We start from the raw sequence: 22,122 nt of genomic DNA, 5'->3' as shown, positions 1-22,122 counted from the left end.
CGAGATCATCACCCCCCTCGGAGGACGTGTGCGACTGCGACGCCTGATCGTGTGCTCGGTCTTGCTGGCATTACTGCCGGCCGCTCCCGCCCTCGCCGGTGAACCCCCCGCCACTCCTTCGCCGTCGCCGTCCGCCACGGCCGCCGGGGAGAAGCTCGAAGAGGGCCTGGCCGTCGCCGAGGGCAGCACCCGGGTCATCGTCGAGCTGACCGACCCGGGGCAGACCGCGCCGGTCGCCGCGCAGGCCGCGGCCGAGGACGCCCAGGTCGTGCTCCAGCCGGCCGCGCAGCCGTTCATCGTCGTCGAAGGCACCGCGGAGGAGCTGGCGGCGCTCGCCGAGGACCCGCGCGTCTCCTCCATCCACCGCGATCGCGCCTATCCGCCGACCGCCATCTCGAGTCTTCCCGTCATCGGCGCCGACAAGGTCCACGCCACCGGCGCGACGGGCGCGGGACAGGCCGTCGCCATCCTGGACACGGGCATCGACCGGGACCATCCGTTCTTCGGCAACCGGATCATCGCCGAGGCGTGCTTCTCCTCCACCGAGTACGACGGCGTCGAGTCGCTGTGCCCGAACGGCCAGAGCCAGATGATCGGTCCTGGCGCGGCCGACGCCGAGTACGCCAAGTGCCTGCTCGGCAGCGAGAACCTGTGCGAGCACGGCACCCACGTGGCGGGCATCGCGGCCGGTGGCGGCGGCGTCGCCCCCGGCGCGAGCATCGTGGCGGTCCAGGTGTTCAGCAGGGTCAACGACGAGGACGCGTGCGGCGCGGCGGCCTGCCTGATGGCCTTCGAGTCGTCGCTGCGCCTGGCCATGGACCACATCGCGTCGCTCGCTCCCGCCACCCCCATCGCGGCGCTGAACCTCAGTCTCGGCGGGCAGCTGTCCGACACCTCGTGCGACGGCACCGAGGAGGGGCAGGTCTTCAAGCCGAAGATCGACGACCTGCTGTCCAAGGGCGTGGCGACCGTCGTCGCGGCGGGCAACGAGTACTTCACCGGCACCTCCTTCCCCGCGTGCGTCTCGTCGGCCGTCGCGGTCGGGGCCAGCAACAACAGCGACCAGATCGCCGACTTCTCCAACTCCGGCTCGCTGCTCGACCTGTTCGCGCCCGGCGTGGAGATCGAGTCGTCGGTGCCCGACGACGTCATGGCCACCCACAGCGGCACCTCGATGGCCGCCCCGCACGTCGCGGGAGCGCTGGCCGTCATGAAGGCCGCCTTCCCCGACCAGGCGATCGGCGCGCTGGTCGACAAGCTGAAGGCGACCGGCAGGCCGTTCTCCTACCAGGTGAACGGAGCCGACGTCGTCACTCCGCGCCTGGATCTGGCGGCGGCCATGACCGGGGCCGCGCCGCAGCCCACCGCCACCCAGAGCGCCCCCGCTCCGGCGCCTTCGGTCAGCGGCCCGTCGCCCCGGCCCTCCGACGACGACCCGCAGTCCGGGGACCCCGGCGACGAGGTCGACACGCCCGACCCGACCCCCGTCCCGCTGCCGACGATCACGGTGACGGTGACCGTCACCGTGACGCCTCCCGCCGCTCCCGCGGCCGTCTGCACCCGCGGTACGGCAGGCACCGCGATGACCGCCAAGCAGTGGGCCGTGGAGATCTACCGCGGCACCGGGCAGCTGTCCGACGAGACCCTCACCTGCTATCTGAAGCTGGCGCACAAGGCGAGCAAGGTCTTCCCCGAGCTGACCAAGGCCTCGTCGCTCGGCAAGGCGTACAAGGTGCTGAAGGCGTCGAAGGGCGCGCGCGCCACGCTGGACGGGGCGCTGCTGACGGCCTGGCTCAACTGGGCGCACGGCGCGACCTCGGACCTGGAGAAGGTCAACGCGGCGGAGAAGGTCAGGCTCGGCTCGACCTCCGGCCCGGCGCTCAGGAAGGCCGCCACCTCACTCGGCGGGTGAGCCCGCACGGCACGCAGGCCGGTCCCGGTTCCGGGTCCGGCCTGCGTCTGCGTTACCCAAAAGACACGTCAGCTCTCTTCTGACAACAAAAGTCACATCTGTACACTCAAACCCCACAAATCGATCACCCCCCTCGGAGGCACAGTGAGACTGCGGTCTCTCCTGGCTGCTGCGGCCACCCTCGCCGCCGTTTCAGCCGGGCTCATCCAGGCCCCCGCGCACGCCACCGCGGACGATCCGATCAGGAAGATCGACCCCGCGGTCCGGATCAGCGGCACTCACCGGGCGATCGTCCAGGTGCAGAGCCCCGCGCAGGCCAAGTCCCTCGCCGCCACGGCCGAGGCGGTCGCCCCCGGCGTCGACAACGTGGCCCCGACCCCCGAATCGCTCGCCGGCAGGCTCGACTTCTTCGTCTACGAGGGGACCGTCGAGGAGTTCAAGAAGATCGCCGGCCAGGCCGACGTCGTCGCCATCCGCGAGGACCACCTCAACGCGCCGAACCTGGTCAGGAGCACGGCCATCATCGGCGCCGACAAGGCCCACGCGGCCGGCGTGACCGGCGCGGGCAAGGCGGTGGCCGTCCTCGACACCGGCATCGACGGCGACCACCCGTTCTTCGGCGGCCGCATCGCCGCCGAGGCCTGCTTCTCCGCCGAGAACGCCGCGGACATGGCCACCTCCCTGTGCCCGAGCGGCGCGCCGTTCCAGATCGGCGCGGGCGCGGCCAGCGCGACCACCGACGCGTGCATGAAGAACGTGCCGCCCTCCGACGCGCTCTTCGGCATCTGCGCGCACGGCTCCCACGTGGCCGGCATCGTCGCGGGCAAGGCGCACTCCTCGCAGCGCGAGCCCTCCGACGGCGTCGCCCCCGGCGCGACGATCGTGCCGGTGCAGGTGTTCAGCAGGTTCACCAACCCCGAGTACTGCGGCGGCGCCGACTCCACCCCGTGCGTCCTGGCCTACGACTCCTCCGTCCTCACCGGGATGGCCTACGTCAACCTGATCGCCAAGCAGTACGGCGTCGCCTCGGTGAACCTCAGCCTGGGCGGCGGCAAGTACGACACCGCCTGCGACACCGGTGACGGCGCCGACTTCAAGGCCAGGGCGGACGAACTGCTCGCCCAGGGCGTCGCCACCGTCGTCGCCTCGGGCAACGAGGGGCACGAGGCGTCCGTCTCGTGGCCCGCCTGCGTCTCCAGCGTCGTGACCGTCGGCTCGACCGACGTGGAGTACCCGCAGGTCGGCACGCACACCGACGACGTCTCCGCCTTCAGCAACCGCGGCGAGATGCTCGACCTGTTCGCCCCCGGCTGGCCGATCTTCTCCTCCGTGCCCGACAACAGGTACGCGGGCTTCGGCGGCACCTCGATGGCCGCCCCGCACGTCGCGGGCGCCTTCGCGCTGATGAGGGAGAAGCTGCCCGACGCCTCGGTCGACGAGATCCTCGCCAAGCTCAAGGCGGCCGGCAAGCCGATCACCTACACCAGCGCGGGCAAGCAGGTCACCACGCCGCGTCTGGACGTCTGGAAGGCGGTGCCGCACGTCGAGTGCGCCGCCACCTACACCAACCGCGCCTCCTGGCCGGGCGGCTTCCAGGCCAACGTCACCGTCAAGAACACCGGCACCCTGCCCCTCAAGAGCTGGAAGGTCGCCTGGACCTTCCCCGACCAGCAGAAGGTGACCACCCTCTGGGAGGGCAGGTACACCCAGAGCGGGGCCGACGTCACCGTGACCAACGCGCGCTGGAACGGCACGCTGGCCGTGGACGCGTCCACCAGGTTCGGCTTCAACGGCAAGCTGCCGCGCGGCGGCGCGAACACCCCGCCCGCCACGCTGACCTGCACCGCCGCCTGACCGTTTCCTTCCCCGGCCACGCCCGCGCGCCTGCGGGCGTGGCCTTTTCACGCTCGCGGTCACCAGGGCGCCGTCAGACGTGGACGAGCGGCCTCGGCGGCGTCGCCGTCGAGCGTGGACGAGCGGCCTCGGTGGTGTCGGCGTCGGGCGTGGACGCTCGGCTTCGGCGGACGTGGACGGGCGGCTTCGGTGGTGTCGGCGTCCGGGGGACGGGCGGCGTCCGACCTTCGGATCCGATCATCAGACTTCGGTAGGCGGTGGATCATCCGATCGGATGGACCTGTGAGAGGGAGGGACCGCGGGCGCTCGCAGGTCCGAGGTCGTCGCTTAGGGTGACATTTATGGACGCGACCAAGGTGATCGTTGACAGCGTTGATCGGTTCAGGCAGCGGCGCACCGCGCCCCTGGTCCTCGAACTGGACCTCACCGACGGGCTGACCGAGGGCCCACCCGCCGATCCGCTCGCCGCGCTCCTCACCATGCGCAAGCCCCGCCTGGCCGACGTGCTGTCCGGCCTGAAGCGGGCCGGGCAGGACTCCCGCGTCAAGGCGCTCATCGTCAAGATCGGCGGTGCCCCGCTCGGCCTGGGCATGGTCCAGGAGCTGCGCGAGGCCGTCGTGCGGTTCCGCGCGTCGGGCAGGCTGACCGTGGCCTTCGGCGAGACGTTCGGCGAGTTCGGCCAGGGCACCGTCCCCTACTACCTGGCCAGCGCGTTCGATCGCGTCTACCTGCAGCCCAGCGGCGACGTCGGTCTCACCGGCATCGCGCTCGAACAGCGTTTCCTCAAGGGCACCCTGGACAAGCTCGGCATCGGCTACGAGGTCGGCAAGCGCCACGAGTACAAGACCGCCGCCAACACCTTCACCGAAGACCACATGACCGACGCCCACAAGGAGTCGTACGGCAGGCTGGCCGAGTCGGTCGTCGAGCAGGTCGTCGCGGGCGTGGCCGAAGGGCGCAGGCTCGACCCCGACAAGGTGCGGGAGCTGATCGACAGGGGGCCGTTCATCGGCCCCGAGGCCGTGGAGGCGGGGCTGGTGGACCGGCTCGCCTACCGCGACGAGGTCTACGACGAGGTCAAGCAGGCCGCGGGCGCCGACGCCCACCTGCAGTACGTCGTCAAGTACGCGCGGGCTCTCACCGCCCGCAAGCTGCCCCACCCGACCGCCCACAGCGTCGCGCTCGTCCACGGCCACGGCATGATCAGGCTCGGTCGCAGCGGGCGCAGCCCCCTCGGCGGCAGCGGCGCCATGGGCTCCGACACGATCAGCGCCGCGATCAGGGCGGCGCGCAGGGACGACCACGTCAAGGCCGTGGTGTTCAGGGTCGACAGTCCCGGCGGCTCCTACGTGGCCTCAGACGCGGTGTGGCGCGAGATCGTCCTCACGCGCAGGGTCAAACCGGTCATCGTGTCGATGGGCGACCTGGCCGCGTCGGGCGGGTACTTCGTCTCGATGGCCGCCGACGTCATCGTCGCCCAGCCCGGCACGCTGACCGGGTCGATCGGCGTGTTCGGCGGCAAGGCCGTCCTCGGCGGGCTGCTGGAGAAGGCCGGCGTGACCACCGACGTGATCAGCGAGGGCGCGAAGGCCGCGATGTTCTCCTCCACCAGGCCGTTCTCGCCCGAGGAGTGGGACAGGGTCAACGCCTGGCTCGACCGCATCTACGACGACTTCGTGGGCAAGGTCGCCGAAGGCCGGCACCTGACCAGGGACCGGGCGCACGAGCTGGCCCGCGGCCGGGTGTGGACGGGGGCCGACGCGCACGAGCACGGTCTCGTGGACGAGCTCGGCGGCCTCGAGGACGCCCTCGGCATCGCCCGCGAGCGTGCCGGGCTGGCGGCGGACGCGCCCGTGCGGACCTACCCCCGGCTGCACCCGCTGGAGCGGCTGCGCGGGCCGGAGTCCAGCGAGGACAAGTCGGCGGCGCTGGCCAGGATGCGGCTGGAGGCGTGGGGGCCGTTCGCCAGGCTCGCCGGCGAGCTGGGGCTTCCCGCGTACGGGCCGCTCCTGCTGCCAGGGGAGATCGTCATCAGGTAGCCGCGCCTGCTGCGGTGGCGGTCCCCCCGCGGGCCGCCACCCGCTTCGGCGTCCCAGGACCCGCGGTTCGGGCTACTCTCCGGTGGTGCCGTCGATGCGTTCGCGGAGCAGGTCGGCGTGGCCGTTGTGCCGGGCGTACTCCTCGATCATGTGGATGAGGATGTAGCGGTGCGAGTGGTGGTCACCCCGGCGGTCCCGCCTGGCGAGAGCGTCGAGCGGGGTGCCGGCCGAGACCTTGCGGCACTCCTCCACCTCGGCCCGCCACACGGCCAGCGCCTCGACGGCGGAGGCCCCGGCCACGTCGAACTCGGCGTCGTCGACGTCGCCCCAGTAGACGGTCGGCACGTCCGCGCCCTCGAGCACGTGGCGGAACCAGTAGCGCTCGACGTCGGTGAGGTGGCGCACCAGGCCGAGCAGCGACATCGCCGACGGCGGCACGGACCGCTCGCGCAACTGCGCCTCGCTCAGGTCCGCGCACTTGACGGCCAGGGTCTCGCGGTGCCAGTCGAGGAAGGCGACCAGCAGTTCCCGCTCGTCACCGGCCGCGGGGGGATCGATTCTGGGGTCGGTCATCCCGACATTCTGCTGCACCGTGTCACCCTGTTCCGGGCCGCGGCGTTTCAGGACACGGCCCCCTAGACCGGGCGGTAGCGGCCGCGCAGCCGTACGAGGGGAAGCGGGGTGGCGTCGACGTAGTCGACCGCGAGCACCCGCGCCACGAACAGGGTGTGGTCACCCGCGGGCACCACCCGCGACGTCTCCACCTCCAGCGCCGCCACCCCGCCCTCGACGACCAGCGCGTCGCTGTGCGGGCCGCGGTGGTGCGGGGTGCCCGCGACCAGGTGCCGGGCGCTCGGACGGCCGGCGGCGGCGAACCTGCTGGCGATGGCCGCCTGCCCCGCCGACAGCAGCGAGGCGGCCCAGCGGTCCTGCCGGAGGAGCACCTCGGTGAGGTAGCCGCGGCTGCCCAGGCTGGCGAGCACGAGCGGCGGGTCGGCGGAGACCGACATGAGGGCGGACACGGTGACGCCCACGTCGTCCCTGCCGTCTCGTACGGTCAGCACGGCCACCCCCGCCGCGAGTTGCGCCATCGCCTCGGTGAACTCACTCACCCGACCACTCTGGCACAGATGGATCACGGTGACGTTTGCCGTCAGGTCCCGCGAAACGGGCACGGAACCTGCTCGCCGGCCGACGGCATGCTCCTGTGGTGTCCTGGAGCGCGTCCCGGCGGGCCGGCCGATCCGACCCAACCTTTCACCCGCTCGCCGGCGTCGGTAACGGGCGAGAGGAGTCACCTTGGACCGCAACGACAGCTTCCGCGAGTTCATGGCCGCCCACCAGCAGTCGCTGATGCGGACGGCCTACCTGCTCACGGGAGATGCCCACCTCGCCGAGGACCTGCTGCAGACCGTGCTGGTCAAGGTGCTCGGGCGCTGGCCCAGGCTGGCGCAGGTCGCCAGCCCTCAGGCGTACGCCCGCAAGGCGCTGGTCAACCAGTACATCTCCTGGCGCCGCCGGCTGGTCAGGACGGCCGAGCTGCCGAGCGCCGATCCGCCGGAGCGGCCTCACTCCAGCGAGGAGTCCACGATCGACCGGCTCGCCATGCGGCAGGCGCTCGCACGGCTGCCGCCCAGGCAACGGGCGGTGATCGTGCTGCGCTACTACGAGGACCTCACCGAGCACGAGACCGCGAAGCTGCTGAACTGCTCGATCGGCACGGTCAAGAGCCAGGCCCACCACGCGCTCGCCCGGTTACGGGCGCTCGCGCCTGAGTTGGCGCCGACGTTCGCCGGAATGGAAGACCTGAAGGGGGCACACCGATGACCTGGCTACGAGACGTGCTGGACGACCTGGCCGACGACGCGCCCGAGGTGGACCTGACCGAGCGGACGATCAGGATCAGGGAGCGGCGGCGGCGCAGGGCCGCCCCGATCGTCGCGACCGCCGCGGTCATCGCGATCGCGCTCGCCGCGACGGCCGCCGTACGACTGCTGCCGGCGGAACCGGACGCGGCAGGCGAGCCCGCGCGTGGGACGGTGACCGACCTGCCGGCACGCGGGGTGGAGCCGCTGAGCCACGCCTACAAGACGCTCTGCCGGCCGGAGGACGGCAAGGTGCCGCCCGGATGCGTGGACGGCGGCTGGCGGGTGGTCACCAGGAGCGGCAGGACCTACCGGCTGGCGCAGGCCCTGCGCGATCCCGGACCCTTCGTCAGGACGAGCCCTCTGGCGATCAGCCGCGACGGCCGCAAGATCGCCTACTACGACTCGGCGTCCGGCACCTTCGCGGTACGCGACCTCGCCTCCGGAGCGGTGGCGACCGCCCCGACGAAGGTGCCCAGGGCATGGCTCGGCAGCCTCGCCCATCTGCTGTTGTCGGACGACGGCCGCTTCGTGGCCTTCACCAAGAGCCCGCCGCTGAAGGACCCCGCGATGCTGTTCGACATGCGCGAGCGCATGGTCCGGCCCTTGCCCAACGGCTGGAACCCCCTCGGCCTGTCCCCTGACGGCGACACGATCACCCTGGCGGAGTACGCGCCCAGGACCCGGCTGCGGACCATCAGCCACCTGTGGGGGACGTCCACGGCGGGCAACGCGAAGACCGTTGACGTCGCGGGGCACTACCTGGTCGGCGGGCTCGGTCCCGACGGGGAGACCGTCGTCGCGGTGCAGAGCGTGACCGTCCCCGGCACCGACTGCCTGAGAAGCGGCGAGGATCTCGTGCACCTGGACCGGACGACCGGCAAGGTGCTCCGGAGAGTCCCCGTGCGGGGCCTGTCCATGACCGGCAACTTCGTCCACCTGCGCAGCTGGGCCGGCCCTCAGGAGATCATCGCCGTGGCGAGGCCCTTCGTCTGCGGGAACCGCGATGACGACGCCCCTGCCTCGGAACTCGACCCTCCGTTCGTTCCCTTCACGGCCTACGCGGTGAACGTCAGGACCGGCAAGGCCAGGAAGCTCGCCACCTACACCGCGCAGCACTTCTTCCATCTCGTGCTCCCCGGCTTCCCCGGGACCCTGTGACAGGGGGAAGCGGGTCACGCGGCTGTCCGGTCACCGGCCCTAGTACGGCAGGTAGTAGGTGAGCAGATCGGCGGTGAGCGGCGGGAAGAGCGCCTGGAACAGCTCCTCCTCCCCGGTGTAGACATCGGACCTGATCCGGGACAGCCCTTCGTAACCGTGGGGGCCGAACAGCAGGGCGGCCAGGTGGTCGGGCGCCACGCCGAGGCCTCCCACCGTTCCGGGCCCCTGCATCGGACCGCCGGTGACGACCTCGCCGAGGCCCTCGGCGTGGACCGGGATCCGGTAGTGGGCGCCGAAGGTGGAGATGACGATGTCGCGGCCGGCGCGATCGATCCCGGCCGCGGTGAGACGCTGCCGGAGCAGCGGCCGCAGCCGGTCGAGCAGCGCCGCGGCGTCCGGCACGCGGACGTAGTACTGCTCGGCCCGCTTGCGTGGTTCGTGGTCGAGGAACTCCTGCCAGGCGGCGGCGGTCACGGTGCCGGCCCGATGGACGACGTTCAGCCGGCTGCCGGGTGTCAGGGCGGCGACGCCGCGGAGCAGGTCCCGTGCCGCCGCCTCGTCGACCGCGGCGGCCTCGGCCAGCAGCACCTCGTCGCCGGGGGGCGTGGTACGTCCGGCGGCGACGACGGTGCCGGCGCGTTCGAGGACCCGGAGGGTGCTCGCCTCGTGGGCCAGCAGCCACCGCCAGCGGGCCGCCGAGTGCGGCATGGCCACGTCGAACCGGCTCTGGGCCGCCTCCTGCAGGGCCGCCATGGCGGGGACGTCGGACGGCCGGGCGGCCCGGAGCACGGGCGTCGCCTCCCCGGGCGGCGGGGTGCGTACGGCCGGCGCCTGCGGGATGTCGATGGCGTACTCGTAGCCGAACAGCCGGTAGAAGTACGGGATACCGATCATCACCTGGATGACGTGGCCGCGGGCGGCGGAGCGGTCGTGGGCCCATCGCACCAGCGCCCGCACGAGCCCCCGTCCCTCGTACTCGCGGTCGGTGGCGACCAGCTCGATCTGGCCGGCCGGCAGGTGGATGCCGCCGATGCGGACGTCTTCGTCGAGGAGCGTCGCGGTGGAGACGACCCGGTCGCCGTCGACGACCACGGCGCAGGCGGACCAGCCGGCGTCGGGGTCTTGGACGACCAGCCGGTGGTCGAGGGCGTCGGCCGGTTCACCGCGTTCGGCGAGAAGCGCGCCGATCTGGTCCAGGTCCGCGGGCTGTGCCTGCCGCAGGACGAGGCCGCCGGCCAGGGAGACGGGTACGGAGGAGGCGGTGGTCGCGGTCACGGCGGGACTATTGCATCGCCTGGGTCGCCTCGTCCATCGAGTTTCCGCCGGGCGCACCCGGGCACTCGCCCGGTCGGCCCGTTCATCGCGTCCGGCGAAGGGGGGGCGACCCCCACACGCGAAGCGCCCCCGGTGAGGGCCGTGCCGTTCACCGGGGGCGGGCGTCGTCGCCGGCGCGCGCTACAGGAGGCCGTTGGAGGACAGCCACTCCTTGGCCACCGTCGCCGGGTCGTCCTTGTCCACCGAGATCTTCTGCATCATCTGCGTCAGGTTCTCGGTGGTCAGCTTGGCCGACACCGCGTTGAGCGTGGTCTTGATCGTGTCGGTCGCCGCGGCCTTGTTGAGCAGCGGCGTCACGTTCTGGGCGCTGAAGACGTTCTTGGGGTCCTGCAGCGACACCATGTCATTGATGATGATCTTCGGGTCGGTCGTGAAGACGTTGCCCGCCTGCACGGTGCCGTCCTTGATCGCGTCGGCCGTCGTGTCGCCCGTGGGCTTCCACTCCTTGAACTCCAGGCCGTACACGTCCTTGAACTGCTGCTCGCGGCGCTTCTTGAACTCCGGCGGCCCGCCGACCGTCATGTTCTTGGAGACCTTGGCGAGGTCTTCGATGCTGGTCAGCTTGTACTGCTCGGCCGTCGCCTTGGTGACCGTCAGCGAGTCGTTGTCCTGCGCCGGCGAGGAGTCGAGGATCTCGAGCTCGGCCGGCAGCTTGCTCTTGAGCTCGCTGTTGACCTGGTCCGTCGAGGCGGCCGTCGACTTGGGGTCGACGAAGAACAGCAGCGCGCCGTTGTACTCGGGCAGGACCGTGAGCCCGCCGCTCTGGACCTGGCTGTAGACGACCTCGCGGCTGCCGATGTTCGGTTTCTCCGTGACGTTCACACCCTTGGCCTTGAGCGCCTGGGCGTAGATGCTGCCCAGCAGCACGCTCTCGGGGAAGTTGAACGAGCCTACGACCGCCGTTCCCCCGCCGGTCGCGGGCGCGGACCCGGTCGGGGCGGCACTGGTGGTGGTGTTCAGCGGGTTGCTCCCGCTGCCGCCGCCACCGCAGGCGGACAGGGTGAGCATCGCCGACAGCAGCACCGCCGCGGTGCCGAATATGCGCCTCATGCGTAATTCCCTTCTAAACGGGGGGTATTGGAGAGATTATCGAACCCGCAGTCGCCGGCTCACCCCCGGGGACACCGTGAGCCGCTGCACGAGCGTGAACAGCCCCTGGACCGCGAGAGCGAAGCCGACGATCAGTACAGAACCGCCGACGACACTCTCGTAGTCCTGTGTCGCCAATCCGTCGATGATGTAACGTCCGAGCCCGCCCAGGCCGACGTAGGCGGCCACCGCCGCCGTCGCCACCACCTGGACGGCCGCCAGCCTGAGCCCCAGCATGATCAGCGGCAGCGCGACCGGCACGAGCACCCCGAACAGCACCTGCGGCCCGCGCAGCCCCATCCCGTAGGCGGCGTCGCGCAGGTCGGGGTCGACTCCCCTGACGCCCTCGAAGGTGTTGACCAGGATCGGTGGTACGGCCAGCGCCACCAGCGGGATCAGCACCGGCCAGATGCCGGCGGTGCCGAGCAGCAGGACGATCAGCACCAGGAGGCCGAGCGTGGGCAGCGCCCTGGCCAGGTTCGCGCTGACGACCACGACCACCGAGCCGCGCCCGGTATGGCCGATCAGCAGCCCGAGCGGGATCCCGATGAGCGCGGCGAGGGCCAGCGCGGCCACGGAGAAGCCGAGGTGCTGCAGGAGCCGGGCGGGGATGGCGTCGGGCCCCGACCAGTTGGCGGGGTCGGTGAAGAAGTCGATGATCCAGTTCATGACGCCCTCCTGGCCCGCACCCAGGGGGTCAGCAGGCGCTGCGCGGCCAGCACGATGCCGTCGCCGACCAGGGCCAGCAGCACGATGAGCACGATGCCCGCGATGGCGGGGGTGTAGAAGTCGCGCTGGAAGGCGTCGGTGAACAGGTTGCCGAGCCCGCCCTGCCCGATGAGCGCGCCGACGCTGACCAGGCTGATGCTGGAGACCGTGACGACGCGCAGCCCGGCCAGCACGACGGGCACCGCGATCGGCAGCTCGACCAGGACCAGGCGGCGCAGGGGCGTGAAGCCCATGGCCACCGCCGACTGCCTGACGTGGTCGGGCACCGATCCCATGCCGTCGACCACGGCCGGGACCAGGACGGCCAGGGCGTAGAAGGTGAGCGGGATGATCACGGTGAGCTGGGTGAGGCCCGTCTGGGGGATCAGCAGCATGAACAGCGGCAGCGACGGCAGGGCGTAGATCACGTTCATGACGGCCGCCGTGGGCTGGTAGAGGTAGCGCCAGCGCACGCACGCCAGACCGAGCGGCAGCGCGAGGAGCAGCCCGAGCACGACGGGCGCCATCGACATCACGATGTGCGCCTGGAGCAGGTTGACGATGCTGTTCGGCGAGTCGGAGTTCCAGTTGCTCTCGACCCAGCTCCACTTGAACAGCGGCTGCTCGTCATCCATCGGCGGCCTCCCCCAGCGCCTCGTCGAGCGCCTGCCGGGTCGCGATGCCCACGGCCCTGCCCTCCGGGTCGACCGCCACCGCCTGCCCCGACGGGGAAAGCAGGGCCGCGTCGAGCGCCGCCCGCATGGAGTCCTTGCCGTGGACGTAGGTGCCGAACGGCTCGTCGCGGCCCACCCAGCCCACCGGCCTGCCGTCCTCGGAGACGGCCATGAGCCAGGCGCCGGGCGCGGCGGCCGTGTCCGGCGACGAGGCGGGGACGATCAGGTCCGTACGCAGCCGCAGGTGCTCGCTGGAGACGAACGACAGCCGCCTGATGCCGCGGTCCTTGCCGAGGAACTCGCGCACGAAGTCGTCGGCGGGCTCCGACAGCAACGTCTTGGGGTCGGCGAACTGGGCGAGCCTGCCCCCGACGCGCAGCACGGCCACCCGGTCGCCGAGCTTGATCGCCTCGTCGATGTCGTGGGTGACGAACACGATCGTCTTGTTGAGCTCCGACTGCAGCCTGAGCAGCTCGTCCTGCAGCGAGGTGCGCACGATGGGGTCGACCGCGCTGAACGGCTCGTCCATGAGCAGCACGGGCGGGTCGGCGGCCAGGGCGCGGGCCACGCCGACGCGCTGCTGCTGGCCGCCGGAGAGCTGGAAGGGGTAGCGCTGGGCCATCTTGGGATCGAGCCCGACCCGCTCCAGCAACTCCATGGCCCGATCGCGGGCCTTCTTCCGGTCCCAGCCCAGCAGGTACGGCACGGTCGCGACGTTGTCGACGATCTTGCGGTGCGGGAACAGCCCCGCCTGCTGGATGACGTAGCCGATGCCGCGCCGCAGCGTCGGGGGATCGATCTCCTTGACGTCGGCGCCGTCGAGCAGGATCCGCCCCTCGCTGGCGTCGATCATCCTGTTGATCATTCGCAGTGTCGTGGTCTTGCCACATCCCGAGGGGCCGACCAGGACGGTGATCTGCCCGGTTTCAGCCTCCATGGACAGGTTGTCCACGGCCACGAAACCGTCGGGGTAACGCTTGGTGACGGAGTCAAAGGTGATCATGCGCGACCTCTCGCTCGACCGGCGGGGCCGCGGCCCGCCCCATGATCTCTGCTCGACAGACTACGGCGGGCGATACTCCTGTGTCCCGTTGGCCCCGACGTGAACCGCTTCAGGCGATGACTAAATGGGCATCCAAGGGTGCATTCCGCCTCGGCAACCGGCATGATTGCCTGCAACGCTCCGACGCCGCCCCCTCATCCCCAGCGTCCACTCTTCTTACAGAGGAATACGGCCCCGTGACCCACCCGCTCACCGATCAGCGATCTCGCGAGGATCTGGTCGCCGAGCTCTACGACCGTCACGCCGCCGGGCTGTTCGCCTACTGCGCGGACCAGCTCGGTGACCCGGGCTCCGCCTCCGACGCGCTGGAAGCCGTCCTGTCCAGCGTGCCTTCCGTGGAGCCGCCGCGTGCCGCGCTGTACGCGCTCGCGCGGCGGGAGATCTACCGCCGCGACATCGTCTACGCGCCTCCCGTCATCGATCCCCTCGTCGACCCCGCCACCGCGCTCGTCGAGCGCGTCCTGCGTGACCTGCGCCCGCACCAGCGCGAAGTGCTCATGCTGTCCGTCGTCATCGGGCTCACCGACGACGAACTGGCCTGGGTGCTCGACGTGGCCAAGGACACCGCGGTCGAGCTGATCCAGAACGCCGCCCTCCGCTTCCGCCAGTCACTGACGTCCGCGCTGACCGCCGCGGGGCCCAGCCCCGACCAGCCGGTCGCCGAGGTGTACGGCGCGCTGGGCGTGGCGCCCCTTCGCGACGTGCTCGGCCGCCTGCCGTGGCGCCCGCCGCCCGAGGCGCTCAGGACGCGCCTGCTGGGCCCGCGCCCCGCCGCGTCCGCCCCGGCTCCGGCGCCCGTGGCGGGCTCCTTGTTCGTCAAGCCGATGTGGCCGACGGCCCCCGTCTGGCCGGTACCGCTCAGCGAGACCGATCCGGCGACGAACACGGGGCTGTTCCCGACCGAGCTGCTCACCCCGCCGGACCCCGCCAAGATCGCGCCCCACGAGGCGGCGACGGCGCCGATGCCGAAGCTGCGCGACGCCCTGACCGCGCGCCCGCCCGCGCTGCAGGCGCCCACCCCCGCCGACGTGCTCGACGCCCCGGCGGCCTGGGACGCCTTCAGCAGGCCCGGCAAGCCCTCCACCACCCCGAGGCCCACCGCCTTCGGCACGCCCGGCACCTCCCGCAGGCCCGACGTCGCCGGGACGTCCGGCACGCCCGCGACGTTCGGTCCGTCCGCGACGTTCGGCGCGCCCGCCGGGGCCGCGCGTCCCGCTCCGCTGGTCGGCGGCGACATCCTCGACGACGCGTGGGCGGCGGCGCCGCCTCCCGTGGCGCCCGCCGAGGATCCGGTGGACCTGCCCATGCGCGCCCGCGACCGCGCGGCGCTCGCCGACCTGCTGGTGCACAAGGGCGAGCCGAGGGAGGAGCCGGCGAGCCTGTTCGTGCCGCGCAGGCCGGCGAAGGAGCCGGTCTACGTGCTGCCTCCCGCCCCGGGGGAGATCCCCGCACCCGCGCCGACCACCGGCATCCAGGAAAGCCTCGCGACCGGGCAGACCGTCGGCGTCCCGGTAGAGAGCGGGATCGGGCAGACCGTCGACGGCCCGGCAGACCTCCGGATCGGGCAGGCCATCGGTGGCCCGGTAGAGGGCGGGATCGGGCAGACCCTCGGTGACCCGGCGGACACCCGGGCGGGACAGGCCGTCGGCGGCCTGGCAGACACCCGGACCGGACAGCCCCTCGATGGCCCGGTAGACGTCCGGATCGGGCAGGCCGTCGGTGGCCCGGCGGGCATCGCGACGGCGCGGCCCTCCGGTGATCGGAAGGGGTCGGCCCAGACCTCCGGCGATCCGCAGGGGTCGGTGGCGGCGCGGGCCGCCGGTGTCCTCAAGGACGCGGCGGCCGGGCGGAGCGCGAACGCCCTCGGAAAGCCCGCGCCGAAGCAGGCCGGTGCCGCGAAGAAGGCCGCCGCCGAGCAGTCGGCGCAGGACTCGCGCAAGCCGGCGGACGGCAAGCCGAAGCGGCCCGCGCCGAAGCAGGCCGCGAGCAAGAAGAAGCGCAAGCGGCGCCGCCACCACGACTGGGCGTGGGAGCTGATCGGCTTCCTTGCCTGCCTGGCGATCGCGATGCTGGTGTTCCTCTGGATCCCCATGTAGACGCAGGCCTTCCACCGGATCGCCGGGAAGCGTTCCGGTGGATCGCCGGGGAGATGCCGGTGATTTCTCCGGATCCCCAGTAGTCGTAGGGAGGCGGCGGGCGCGCCGCCGCCTCCCTGCTCATCGGTCCCTGCTCATAGGTCCGTGCTCAGCGGTCCGCGGTGAGGACCAGCCCGCTGGTCGGCACGCCGGTCCCGGCCGTGACCAGGACGTTGGCCGCGCCCGGCACCTGGTTCACCGAGGTGCCCCTGATCTGGCGGACGGCCTCGGCGATGCCGTTCATGCCGTGGATGTAGGCCTCGCCGAGCTGGCCGCCGTGCGGGTTGACCGGCAGGCGGCCGCCGAGCTCGATGCCGCCGTCCTTCACGTAGTCCTTGGCCTCTCCCCTGCCGCAGAAGCCGAGCTCCTCCAGCTGGTTGAGGACGAACGGGGTGAAGTGGTCGTAGAGGATCGCCGTCTGGATGTCCGCGGGCGACAGGCCGGACATCTCCCACAGCTTCCGGCCGACGACTGACATCTCGGGCAGGCCGGTCATGTCGTCGCGGTAGTAGCTGGTCATCATCATCTGGCCCGCGCCGGAGCCCTGCGCCGCCGCGGCGATCACCACGGGCGAGCGCCGCAGGTCGCGCGCCCGCTCGGCCGACGTCACGACGACCGCGACCCCGCCGTCGCTCTCCTGGCAGCAGTCCAGCAGGTGCAGCGGCTCCACGATCCACCGCGACGCCTGGTGCTCCTCCAGCGTGATCGGCCTGCCGTGGAACCACGCCGCGGGATTGGTGGCCGCGTGCCGGCGCATCGCCACCGCCACCCTGCCGAAGTCCTCGGAGGTTGCCCCGAAGACGTGCATGTACCTGCGCGCGAACATCGCCACCCACGCCGCCGGCGTCATCAGCCCGTACGGCACATGCCAGCTCATCTCGAGCCCCTGGGAGGACGGCTCGCCGCCCACCCTGGCGTCGGGCTGCCCGAACCTGCGTCCCGAGCGCTCGTTGAAGGCGCGGTAGCAGACCACGGTCTCGGCCGCGCCCGTCGCGACCGCCATCGCCGCGTGCATGACGGTGCCGCACGCCGCGCCGCCGCCGTAGTGGACGCGCGAGAAGAAGGTCAGGTCGCCGATGCCTACCTCGCGGGCGACGGCGATCTCCTGGTTGGTGTCCTGCGTGTAGGTGACCAGCCCGTCCACGTCGGACGGCGTCAGCCCCGCGTCGTCGAGCGCCGCGAGCACGGCCTCGGCGGCCAGCCGTAACTCCGACCGCCCCGACTCCTTGCTGAACTCCGTGGCCCCGATGCCGGCGATCGCCGCCCGCGAGTTCACGCGCCCTCCCGCGGCCGTGCCGTACCGGAGTCGGCCAGCCGGAAGGCGACGGTGGCGGTGGCGTGGTCGCCGAGGCTCACCTTGCCGCGGACCTCGACCGTGTACTCGCCGTCCTCGACGTCGACGACGGCGCCGCTGAACGACAGCCGGTCGCCGGCGTAGGCGGGCACGCCGAGCTTGACGTTGATGCGCTTGATGACCGCCTCGGGGCCGACCCAGTCGGTGACGTACCGCTCGACCAGCCCCATCGTGGTGAGGATGTTGAGGAAGATGTCCTTGGAGCCCTGGGCGCGGGCGCCCTCGACGTCGTGGTGGACGGGGGTGTAGTCCATGGTCGCCAGCGCCGTGGAGACGATCAGGGTGGGGGTGAGGTCGATCGACAGCTCGGGGAGCACCGATCCGATCTCGGCCTGTCCTTCGGTCAGCGTACGCATCACGGCTCCCGCGGTGCCCACAGAGGAAGGGTCAGTTCAGCGTCTATAGAGACGTAGGTCACACGCAACTCCATACCGATACCCACGTCTTCAACCGGACAGTCCACGATGTTGCCCACAATCCTCACCCCTTCCGGCAGCTCCACCACAGCCACCACAAAGGGCGCCTCCCTTCCCGGGACGGGCGGGTGGTGGTGCACGACGAAGCTGTAGACGGTACCCTCCCCGCCGGCCACCACGTGGTCGCGGTTGGCCGACCGGCACGACGGGCACAGCGGCCCCGGTGGGTGCCTGAGCTCGCCGCAGTCGCCGCAGCGCTGGATGCGCAGCTCGCCCTGTTTGACGCCCTCCCAGAAGAAGGCGGTGTCCTGGTTGATGGCCGGCCGCAGCGGATACGGCTTCCGCCTGGGCTCAGGCCGGAACTTGAGGACCCGGAAGAGCATCTCGGCGACCGCCTCGTCCTCCGAGTACCAGGTGACGTTCCAGGTGGCGAAGTAGCCCTCGCCGAGTGCCGTTGTCTTGGGGCCCTTCAGCTCGGTGAAGCGGGTGGCGGCGCTGACCCGCTCCCCCAGCCGCAGGTAGCGGTGGTAGGTGTGCTCGCAGTTGGTGGCGGCCACCCCGGTGTATCCGGCGTCGTCGAGCGCGGTGATGATCTGGTCGACCGGTGACGACTGGCGGGGGCCGAGCCCCTGCATCGTCCACACCTGCGCCATCGCGGGCGGCGCCACCCCGTCGGCCAGGTAGACGGGGTTGGTGTCGCCCATCGCGGCGAGCCAGTGCCTGATCATCGGCTCGTTGACGGGGTCCGGGGCGGGCGTGCCGTCCACCTCGCCGAGCGCGATCTGCTTGCTCGCGAGCTCCATGAGCTCCTCGTGGCCGATCATCGCGGCGGCCTCGGCAGTGACAGCCCCAGCATGGCGATCAGCTCGCGCTGCACCTCGTTCACGCCGCCGCCGAAGGTGAGCACGACCGCGCCCTTCACGCCGTGGTCCACCCGTTCCATGAGGTGGGCGGTCTCGGGGTCGGCCGGGTCGCCGTACCTGGCCAGGACGTCGCAGACGATCCTGCCGATCTCCTGCATCCGCTCGGAGCCGTAGATCTTGGTGGCGGAGGCGTCGGGCGCGCCCAGCCAGCCGAGGTCCATGTTCGCCGCGACCTGCCAGTTGAGCAGCTCGTTCGTGCGGTAGTAGGCGTGGATCCTGGCGACCGCGCGCCGCACGTCCTGGACGTCGAGCAGGTCCTTGGCGCGGGCCCACGCCAGGAAACGGTCGTAGGTCTGGGCCAGGTTGCCCGCGGGGCCGAGCGTGACCCGCTCATGGTTGAGCTGGTTGACGATCAGGTCCCAGCCCCTGTCGACCTCGCCGACCACCATGTCCTCGGGGACCTTGACGTCCTGGTAGTAGGTGGCGTTGGTGTGGTGGCGGCCGTCCATGGTGATGATCGGCGTCCACGAGTAGCCCGGGTCGGCGCAGTCCACGATCATCATGGTGATGCCCTTGTGCTTCTTCGCGTCGGGGTTGGTGCGCGCGGCCATCCAGATGTACTGGGCGTAGTGCGCGCCGCTGGTGAAGATCTTCTGGCCGTTGACGACGTAGTGGTCGCCGTCCTTCACCGCGGTCGTGCGCAGCGCGGCCAGGTCGGTGCCCGCCTCGGGCTCGCTGTAGCCGATGGCGAAGTGGCACTCGCCGGCGAGGATGCGCGGCAGGAAGAAGTCCTTCTGCTTCGGCGTGCCGTACTGCATGAGGGTGGGGCCGACGGTCTGCAGCGTGATGATCGGGTACGGCACGGCGGCCCTGGCGATCTCGTTGGCGAAGATCTGCTGCTCCAGCGGGCCGTAGCCGGCTCCGCCGTACTCCTTGGGCCAGCCGAGACCGAGCTTGCCGTCCCTGCCGAGCCGGCGGCAGTGGTCCATGTAGGCGTGGCCGAACGGGTCCTCGGCGATCTTCTTGCGGTCCTCGGCGGTGAGGCAGGCCTGGAAGTACTCGCGCAGCTCGTCGCGGAGCCTGCGCTGCTCAGAGGTCAGGTCGATCAGCATCAGAGGTGCGCTCCGATCAGGTCGAGCTGGGCGTCGGCGCCGCCGAGCAGGTGCGACAGGTGCTTGGCGTGGCCGAAGTAGCGGTGCAGGGGGTAGGTGACGTCGAGGCCGAGGCCGCCGTGCAGGTGCTGGCAGGTGAACAGCGCCCGGAACGCCTCGCAGACGTGGAAGCCCGCGATGGCCGCGTCGTCGCCGTCCATGCCCCACGCGGCCGACCACATCGCGACGTCGAGGGCGCGCGAGGCGATGTACACGTCGGCGATCTGCATGGTGACGGCCTGGAACTCGGCCAGCGGGCGGCCGAACTGCCGGCGGTTCTTGATGTGGTCGGTGGTGAGCTTGAGCGCTCCGGCCAGGACGCCGCTCGCCTGGGCCGCGACGGCGACCGTGACGATCTTCCGCAGGTCGTGCCCCGGGTCGGCGAGCTTCTCGCTGCGGCCGGGAACGATCGTGCCGGACGGCTCGCCCGTGGCGGTGAACTCGGGGACGACCTGGAAGTCGTCGGTGAGGAACAGGCCCTCGCCGGTGGCGTAGAGGGCGTGCGTGGCCTGCTGCGCGTAGGGGGCGCTCATGCCCTTGACCGCGACGGTGGGCAGGCCGTCGACCTGCCTGCCGTACGCGGCCATGGCGAGGGTGGCGGCGAGGACTGGCAGCGCGGGCACGTCGGCCGCCGCCGCGCCCACCTCGCGCAGGACGACGGCCATCTCCACCGCGCCGAGGCCCTCCTCGGGGGTGCAGACGGCGGCCAGTCCGGCCCGTTCCATGGCCGACCAGCTCGGGTCCTTCGCCAGGAGGTCGGCGGTGAGGGTGCGCAGGTCCTGTTGGGTCTCGTCCAGGGTGAAATCCACTCAGCTCTCCAGTAGGTGCGTACGGCCGTGCCGGGCGAACTCGTCCTCGATCACGCTGATGTCCTCCCCTGTCAGCCTCAGGAAACCCGTCGCGCCCCTGGCGGGGGGACGCCACCAGACGGGGTCGGCGGTGCGCCAGGCCTCGCCGGCCAGGACCCGCTTGACGACCTTGTGCGACGGCGTCTGCGGCAGTTCCCGGCACAGGCGGACGTACCGGGGTACGGCCTTGGCGCCCAGCCCGGCGGCGAAGGCCGCGAAGGCGGCCGGGTCGAACGGCCGGTCGAGCACGAGCGCCGCCATCACCTGGTCGCCCGCCGCGGCGTCGGGGACCGGATACACCGCGGCCTCCACCACCCCGTCGAACTCGCGCAGCGCGGCCTCGATGGGCGCCACGGCCAGGTTCTCGCCGTCCACGCGCAGCCGCTCGGTCCCCCTGCCCGCGAAGAAGACGTAGCCGTGCGCGTCGGCGTAGGCCAGGTCGCCCGACCAGTAGGCGCCTTGCCTGATCCGCTCGGCGTCGGCGGCCGGGTCGTTGTAGTAGCCGTCGAACAGGCCGAGGCCCGCCACGTTGACCAGCTCGCCGATCGCCTCGTCGGGGTTGGCGGGCCGGCCGTCCTCGATGGTCGCGGGGGCGCAGCGCTCGCCGGTCAGCGGGTTCCTGATCTCGACGCCGTCGGGGAGCCGGCCGAGCGATCCGGGAGGGCCGGAGGGGTCGGGCGAGATCGACACGGCGCTCTCCGTCGAGCCGAACGCGTCGATCACGTGGCAGCCGAAACGCTCGCCGAAGCGGCGGACGGCGGTCGCGCTGCCCTCGTTGCCGAACGCGATGCGCAGCGGGTTGTCGGCGTCGTCCGGCCGCCGCGGCGTGGCCAGGACGTAGGAGAGCGCCTTGCCGACGTAGTGCAGGTAGGTGCAGCCGTGGCGGCGGACGTCCGGCAGCAGGTTCGAGGCGGAGAACCTCCTGCGGACGGCCAGCGCGGCGCCCGAGGCCACGGCGGGGGCGAAGGCGGCCATGAGGGCCCCGGAGTGGAAGAGCGGCATCGAGCAGTAGACGACGTCGTCGGGGGTGAGCATCGCGCCGAGGCTGAGGCCGGGGACGGCGATCTTCCGCTGGGTGATCCGCACCGCCCTGGGGGCGCCCGAGGTGCCCGAGGTGAAGATCAGCATCACCAGCTCGCCGGGCGAGCCGGGCGAGCCGTCCGTGCCGTCCTGCCTCGTCACCCCGGCGGGCGGCCGCGGCGGAGCGGAGTGCGCGAGGTCGGCGAGGGGGAAGGCGGGCAGGCCGAGGGAGGCGGCGGTCGGGCCGTACGGCGGGTCCCACAGCAGGAGGCCCACATCGGTGGCGCGGGCGTCCCTGGCCAGCTCGTCGGCGGACCTCGTGGTGTTGAGCGCGACGACCACGGGGCCGCCCAGCGCGGCGGCGCCGATGAGGAAGACGAGCTCGGGCACGTTGTCGCAGAGCACGCCCACGTGCCCGGCCCCCGCCAGTGCCGCCGCCCGGGCCCGGCAGGCCGCGACGACCTCCCGCCACGTCCAGATGGCGTCCTCGAACAGCAGGCCGGGACGGTCGTCGGCGGCTCTGCGCGCGAGTAAGCCGGCGAGGGTGTCCGCGGTCATCCCGTCTCCCAGCAAGCGCTCGGTCAACCGCGCCACAAACTAGAACAGATTCTAATATCTGTCCAGTGCCCGCCCCC

Annotated in this window: 19 protein-coding genes; 6 read left to right on the top strand and 13 right to left on the bottom strand. The window is 71.8% G+C overall.

Annotation, left to right across the window (positions count from 1 at the left end; all coding sequences use genetic code 11):
- The first annotated feature begins 28 nt into the window (after window positions 1-28).
- The 3 genes from ACWEVS_RS36180 to sppA all read left to right on the top strand — a co-directional run bounded on the left by ACWEVS_RS36180 (window position 29) and on the right by sppA (window position 5,805).
- Entirely contained in the window at window positions 29-1,912 is a 1,884-nt protein-coding gene (locus ACWEVS_RS36180) for a S8 family peptidase (protein WP_452555226.1), read from the top strand.
- 144 nt (window positions 1,913-2,056) lie between these two features.
- Window positions 2,057-3,766, top strand: coding sequence for a S8 family peptidase (locus ACWEVS_RS36175; protein ID WP_449928503.1), 1,710 nt, complete (start codon window positions 2,057-2,059; stop codon window positions 3,764-3,766).
- 341 nt (window positions 3,767-4,107) lie between these two features.
- Window positions 4,108-5,805, top strand: a complete 1,698-nt coding sequence (gene sppA / locus ACWEVS_RS36170) for a signal peptide peptidase SppA (protein WP_452555224.1) — start codon at window positions 4,108-4,110, stop codon at window positions 5,803-5,805.
- 72 nt (window positions 5,806-5,877) lie between these two features.
- Here sppA and ACWEVS_RS36165 read toward each other — a convergent pair whose 3' ends face one another.
- Complete coding sequence (locus ACWEVS_RS36165) at window positions 5,878-6,378, bottom strand: DinB family protein (RefSeq protein ID WP_452555222.1); 501 nt, start codon at window positions 6,376-6,378, stop codon at window positions 5,878-5,880.
- Window positions 6,379-6,440: 62 nt separating this feature from the next.
- Complete coding sequence (locus ACWEVS_RS36160) at window positions 6,441-6,917, bottom strand: flavin reductase family protein (RefSeq protein ID WP_449928497.1); 477 nt, start codon at window positions 6,915-6,917, stop codon at window positions 6,441-6,443.
- A 187-nt stretch (window positions 6,918-7,104) separates the two neighbouring features.
- Between ACWEVS_RS36160 and ACWEVS_RS36155 the strand changes: the two genes are divergently transcribed.
- Both ACWEVS_RS36155 and ACWEVS_RS36150 read left to right on the top strand, forming a co-directional pair.
- Window positions 7,105-7,632: a SigE family RNA polymerase sigma factor gene (locus ACWEVS_RS36155; RefSeq protein WP_449928495.1), complete on the top strand. Its 528-nt coding sequence runs from the start codon at window positions 7,105-7,107 to the stop codon at window positions 7,630-7,632.
- Complete coding sequence (locus tag ACWEVS_RS36150; protein WP_452555220.1) at window positions 7,629-8,831, top strand: hypothetical protein; 1,203 nt, start codon at window positions 7,629-7,631, stop codon at window positions 8,829-8,831. Before ACWEVS_RS36155 ends, ACWEVS_RS36150 begins: the two co-directional genes overlap by 4 nt.
- 39 nt (window positions 8,832-8,870) lie before the next feature.
- On the opposite strand, the gene ACWEVS_RS36145 is transcribed toward ACWEVS_RS36150, so the two are convergent.
- The 5 genes from ACWEVS_RS36145 to ACWEVS_RS36125 form a co-directional block, all read right to left on the bottom strand.
- Window positions 8,871-10,106: a GNAT family N-acetyltransferase gene (locus ACWEVS_RS36145; protein WP_452555218.1), complete on the bottom strand. Its 1,236-nt coding sequence runs from the start codon at window positions 10,104-10,106 to the stop codon at window positions 8,871-8,873.
- A 180-nt stretch (window positions 10,107-10,286) separates the two neighbouring features.
- Entirely contained in the window at window positions 10,287-11,216 is a 930-nt protein-coding gene (locus ACWEVS_RS36140; RefSeq protein ID WP_449928489.1) for an ABC transporter substrate-binding protein, read from the bottom strand.
- A gap of 36 nt (window positions 11,217-11,252) precedes the next feature.
- A complete protein-coding gene (locus tag ACWEVS_RS36135; protein ID WP_452418829.1) occupies window positions 11,253-11,924 on the bottom strand; it encodes an ABC transporter permease in 672 nt (223 codons plus the stop codon).
- On the bottom strand, window positions 11,921-12,598 hold the full coding sequence (locus ACWEVS_RS36130) for an ABC transporter permease (protein WP_354909892.1): 678 nt from the start codon (window positions 12,596-12,598) through the stop codon (window positions 11,921-11,923). Before ACWEVS_RS36130 ends, ACWEVS_RS36135 begins: the two co-directional genes overlap by 4 nt.
- Window positions 12,591-13,640, bottom strand: a complete 1,050-nt coding sequence (locus ACWEVS_RS36125; protein WP_449928487.1) for an ABC transporter ATP-binding protein — start codon at window positions 13,638-13,640, stop codon at window positions 12,591-12,593. The genes ACWEVS_RS36130 and ACWEVS_RS36125 overlap by 8 nt, the downstream gene beginning before the upstream one ends.
- Before the next feature lie 236 nt (window positions 13,641-13,876).
- Here ACWEVS_RS36125 and ACWEVS_RS36120 point away from each other — a divergent pair, with 236 nt between their 5' ends.
- On the top strand, window positions 13,877-15,796 hold the full coding sequence (locus ACWEVS_RS36120) for a hypothetical protein (RefSeq protein WP_452555216.1): 1,920 nt from the start codon (window positions 13,877-13,879) through the stop codon (window positions 15,794-15,796).
- Window positions 15,797-15,944: 148 nt separating this feature from the next.
- On the opposite strand, the gene ACWEVS_RS36115 is transcribed toward ACWEVS_RS36120, so the two are convergent.
- Genes ACWEVS_RS36115 through ACWEVS_RS36090 form a run of 6 tightly spaced genes read right to left on the bottom strand, consistent with a single transcriptional unit; the run spans window position 15,945 to window position 22,045 of the window.
- Window positions 15,945-17,111 carry a lipid-transfer protein gene (locus ACWEVS_RS36115; RefSeq protein ID WP_449928485.1) on the bottom strand — a complete coding sequence of 389 codons (1,167 nt, stop codon included), beginning with the start codon at window positions 17,109-17,111 and terminating at the stop codon, window positions 15,945-15,947.
- On the bottom strand, window positions 17,108-17,545 hold the full coding sequence (locus ACWEVS_RS36110; RefSeq protein WP_354909902.1) for a MaoC family dehydratase: 438 nt from the start codon (window positions 17,543-17,545) through the stop codon (window positions 17,108-17,110). Before ACWEVS_RS36110 ends, ACWEVS_RS36115 begins: the two co-directional genes overlap by 4 nt.
- A complete protein-coding gene (locus ACWEVS_RS36105; protein WP_452555214.1) occupies window positions 17,545-18,429 on the bottom strand; it encodes a bifunctional MaoC family dehydratase N-terminal/OB-fold nucleic acid binding domain-containing protein in 885 nt (294 codons plus the stop codon). Before ACWEVS_RS36105 ends, ACWEVS_RS36110 begins: the two co-directional genes overlap by 1 nt.
- On the bottom strand, window positions 18,426-19,580 hold the full coding sequence (locus tag ACWEVS_RS36100) for an acyl-CoA dehydrogenase family protein (protein WP_452555212.1): 1,155 nt from the start codon (window positions 19,578-19,580) through the stop codon (window positions 18,426-18,428). The genes ACWEVS_RS36105 and ACWEVS_RS36100 overlap by 4 nt, the downstream gene beginning before the upstream one ends.
- Window positions 19,580-20,428: an acyl-CoA dehydrogenase family protein gene (locus tag ACWEVS_RS36095; RefSeq protein WP_449928482.1), complete on the bottom strand. Its 849-nt coding sequence runs from the start codon at window positions 20,426-20,428 to the stop codon at window positions 19,580-19,582. The genes ACWEVS_RS36100 and ACWEVS_RS36095 overlap by 1 nt, the downstream gene beginning before the upstream one ends.
- Entirely contained in the window at window positions 20,429-22,045 is a 1,617-nt protein-coding gene (locus ACWEVS_RS36090) for an AMP-binding protein (protein ID WP_452555210.1), read from the bottom strand.
- Between the last annotated feature and the right edge of the window lie 77 nt (window positions 22,046-22,122).

Source organism: Nonomuraea sp. NPDC003754 (assembly GCF_053605785.1).
Note: the sequence above shows the minus strand (reverse complement) of the source record. Positions and strands in the feature narration are given on the sequence as shown.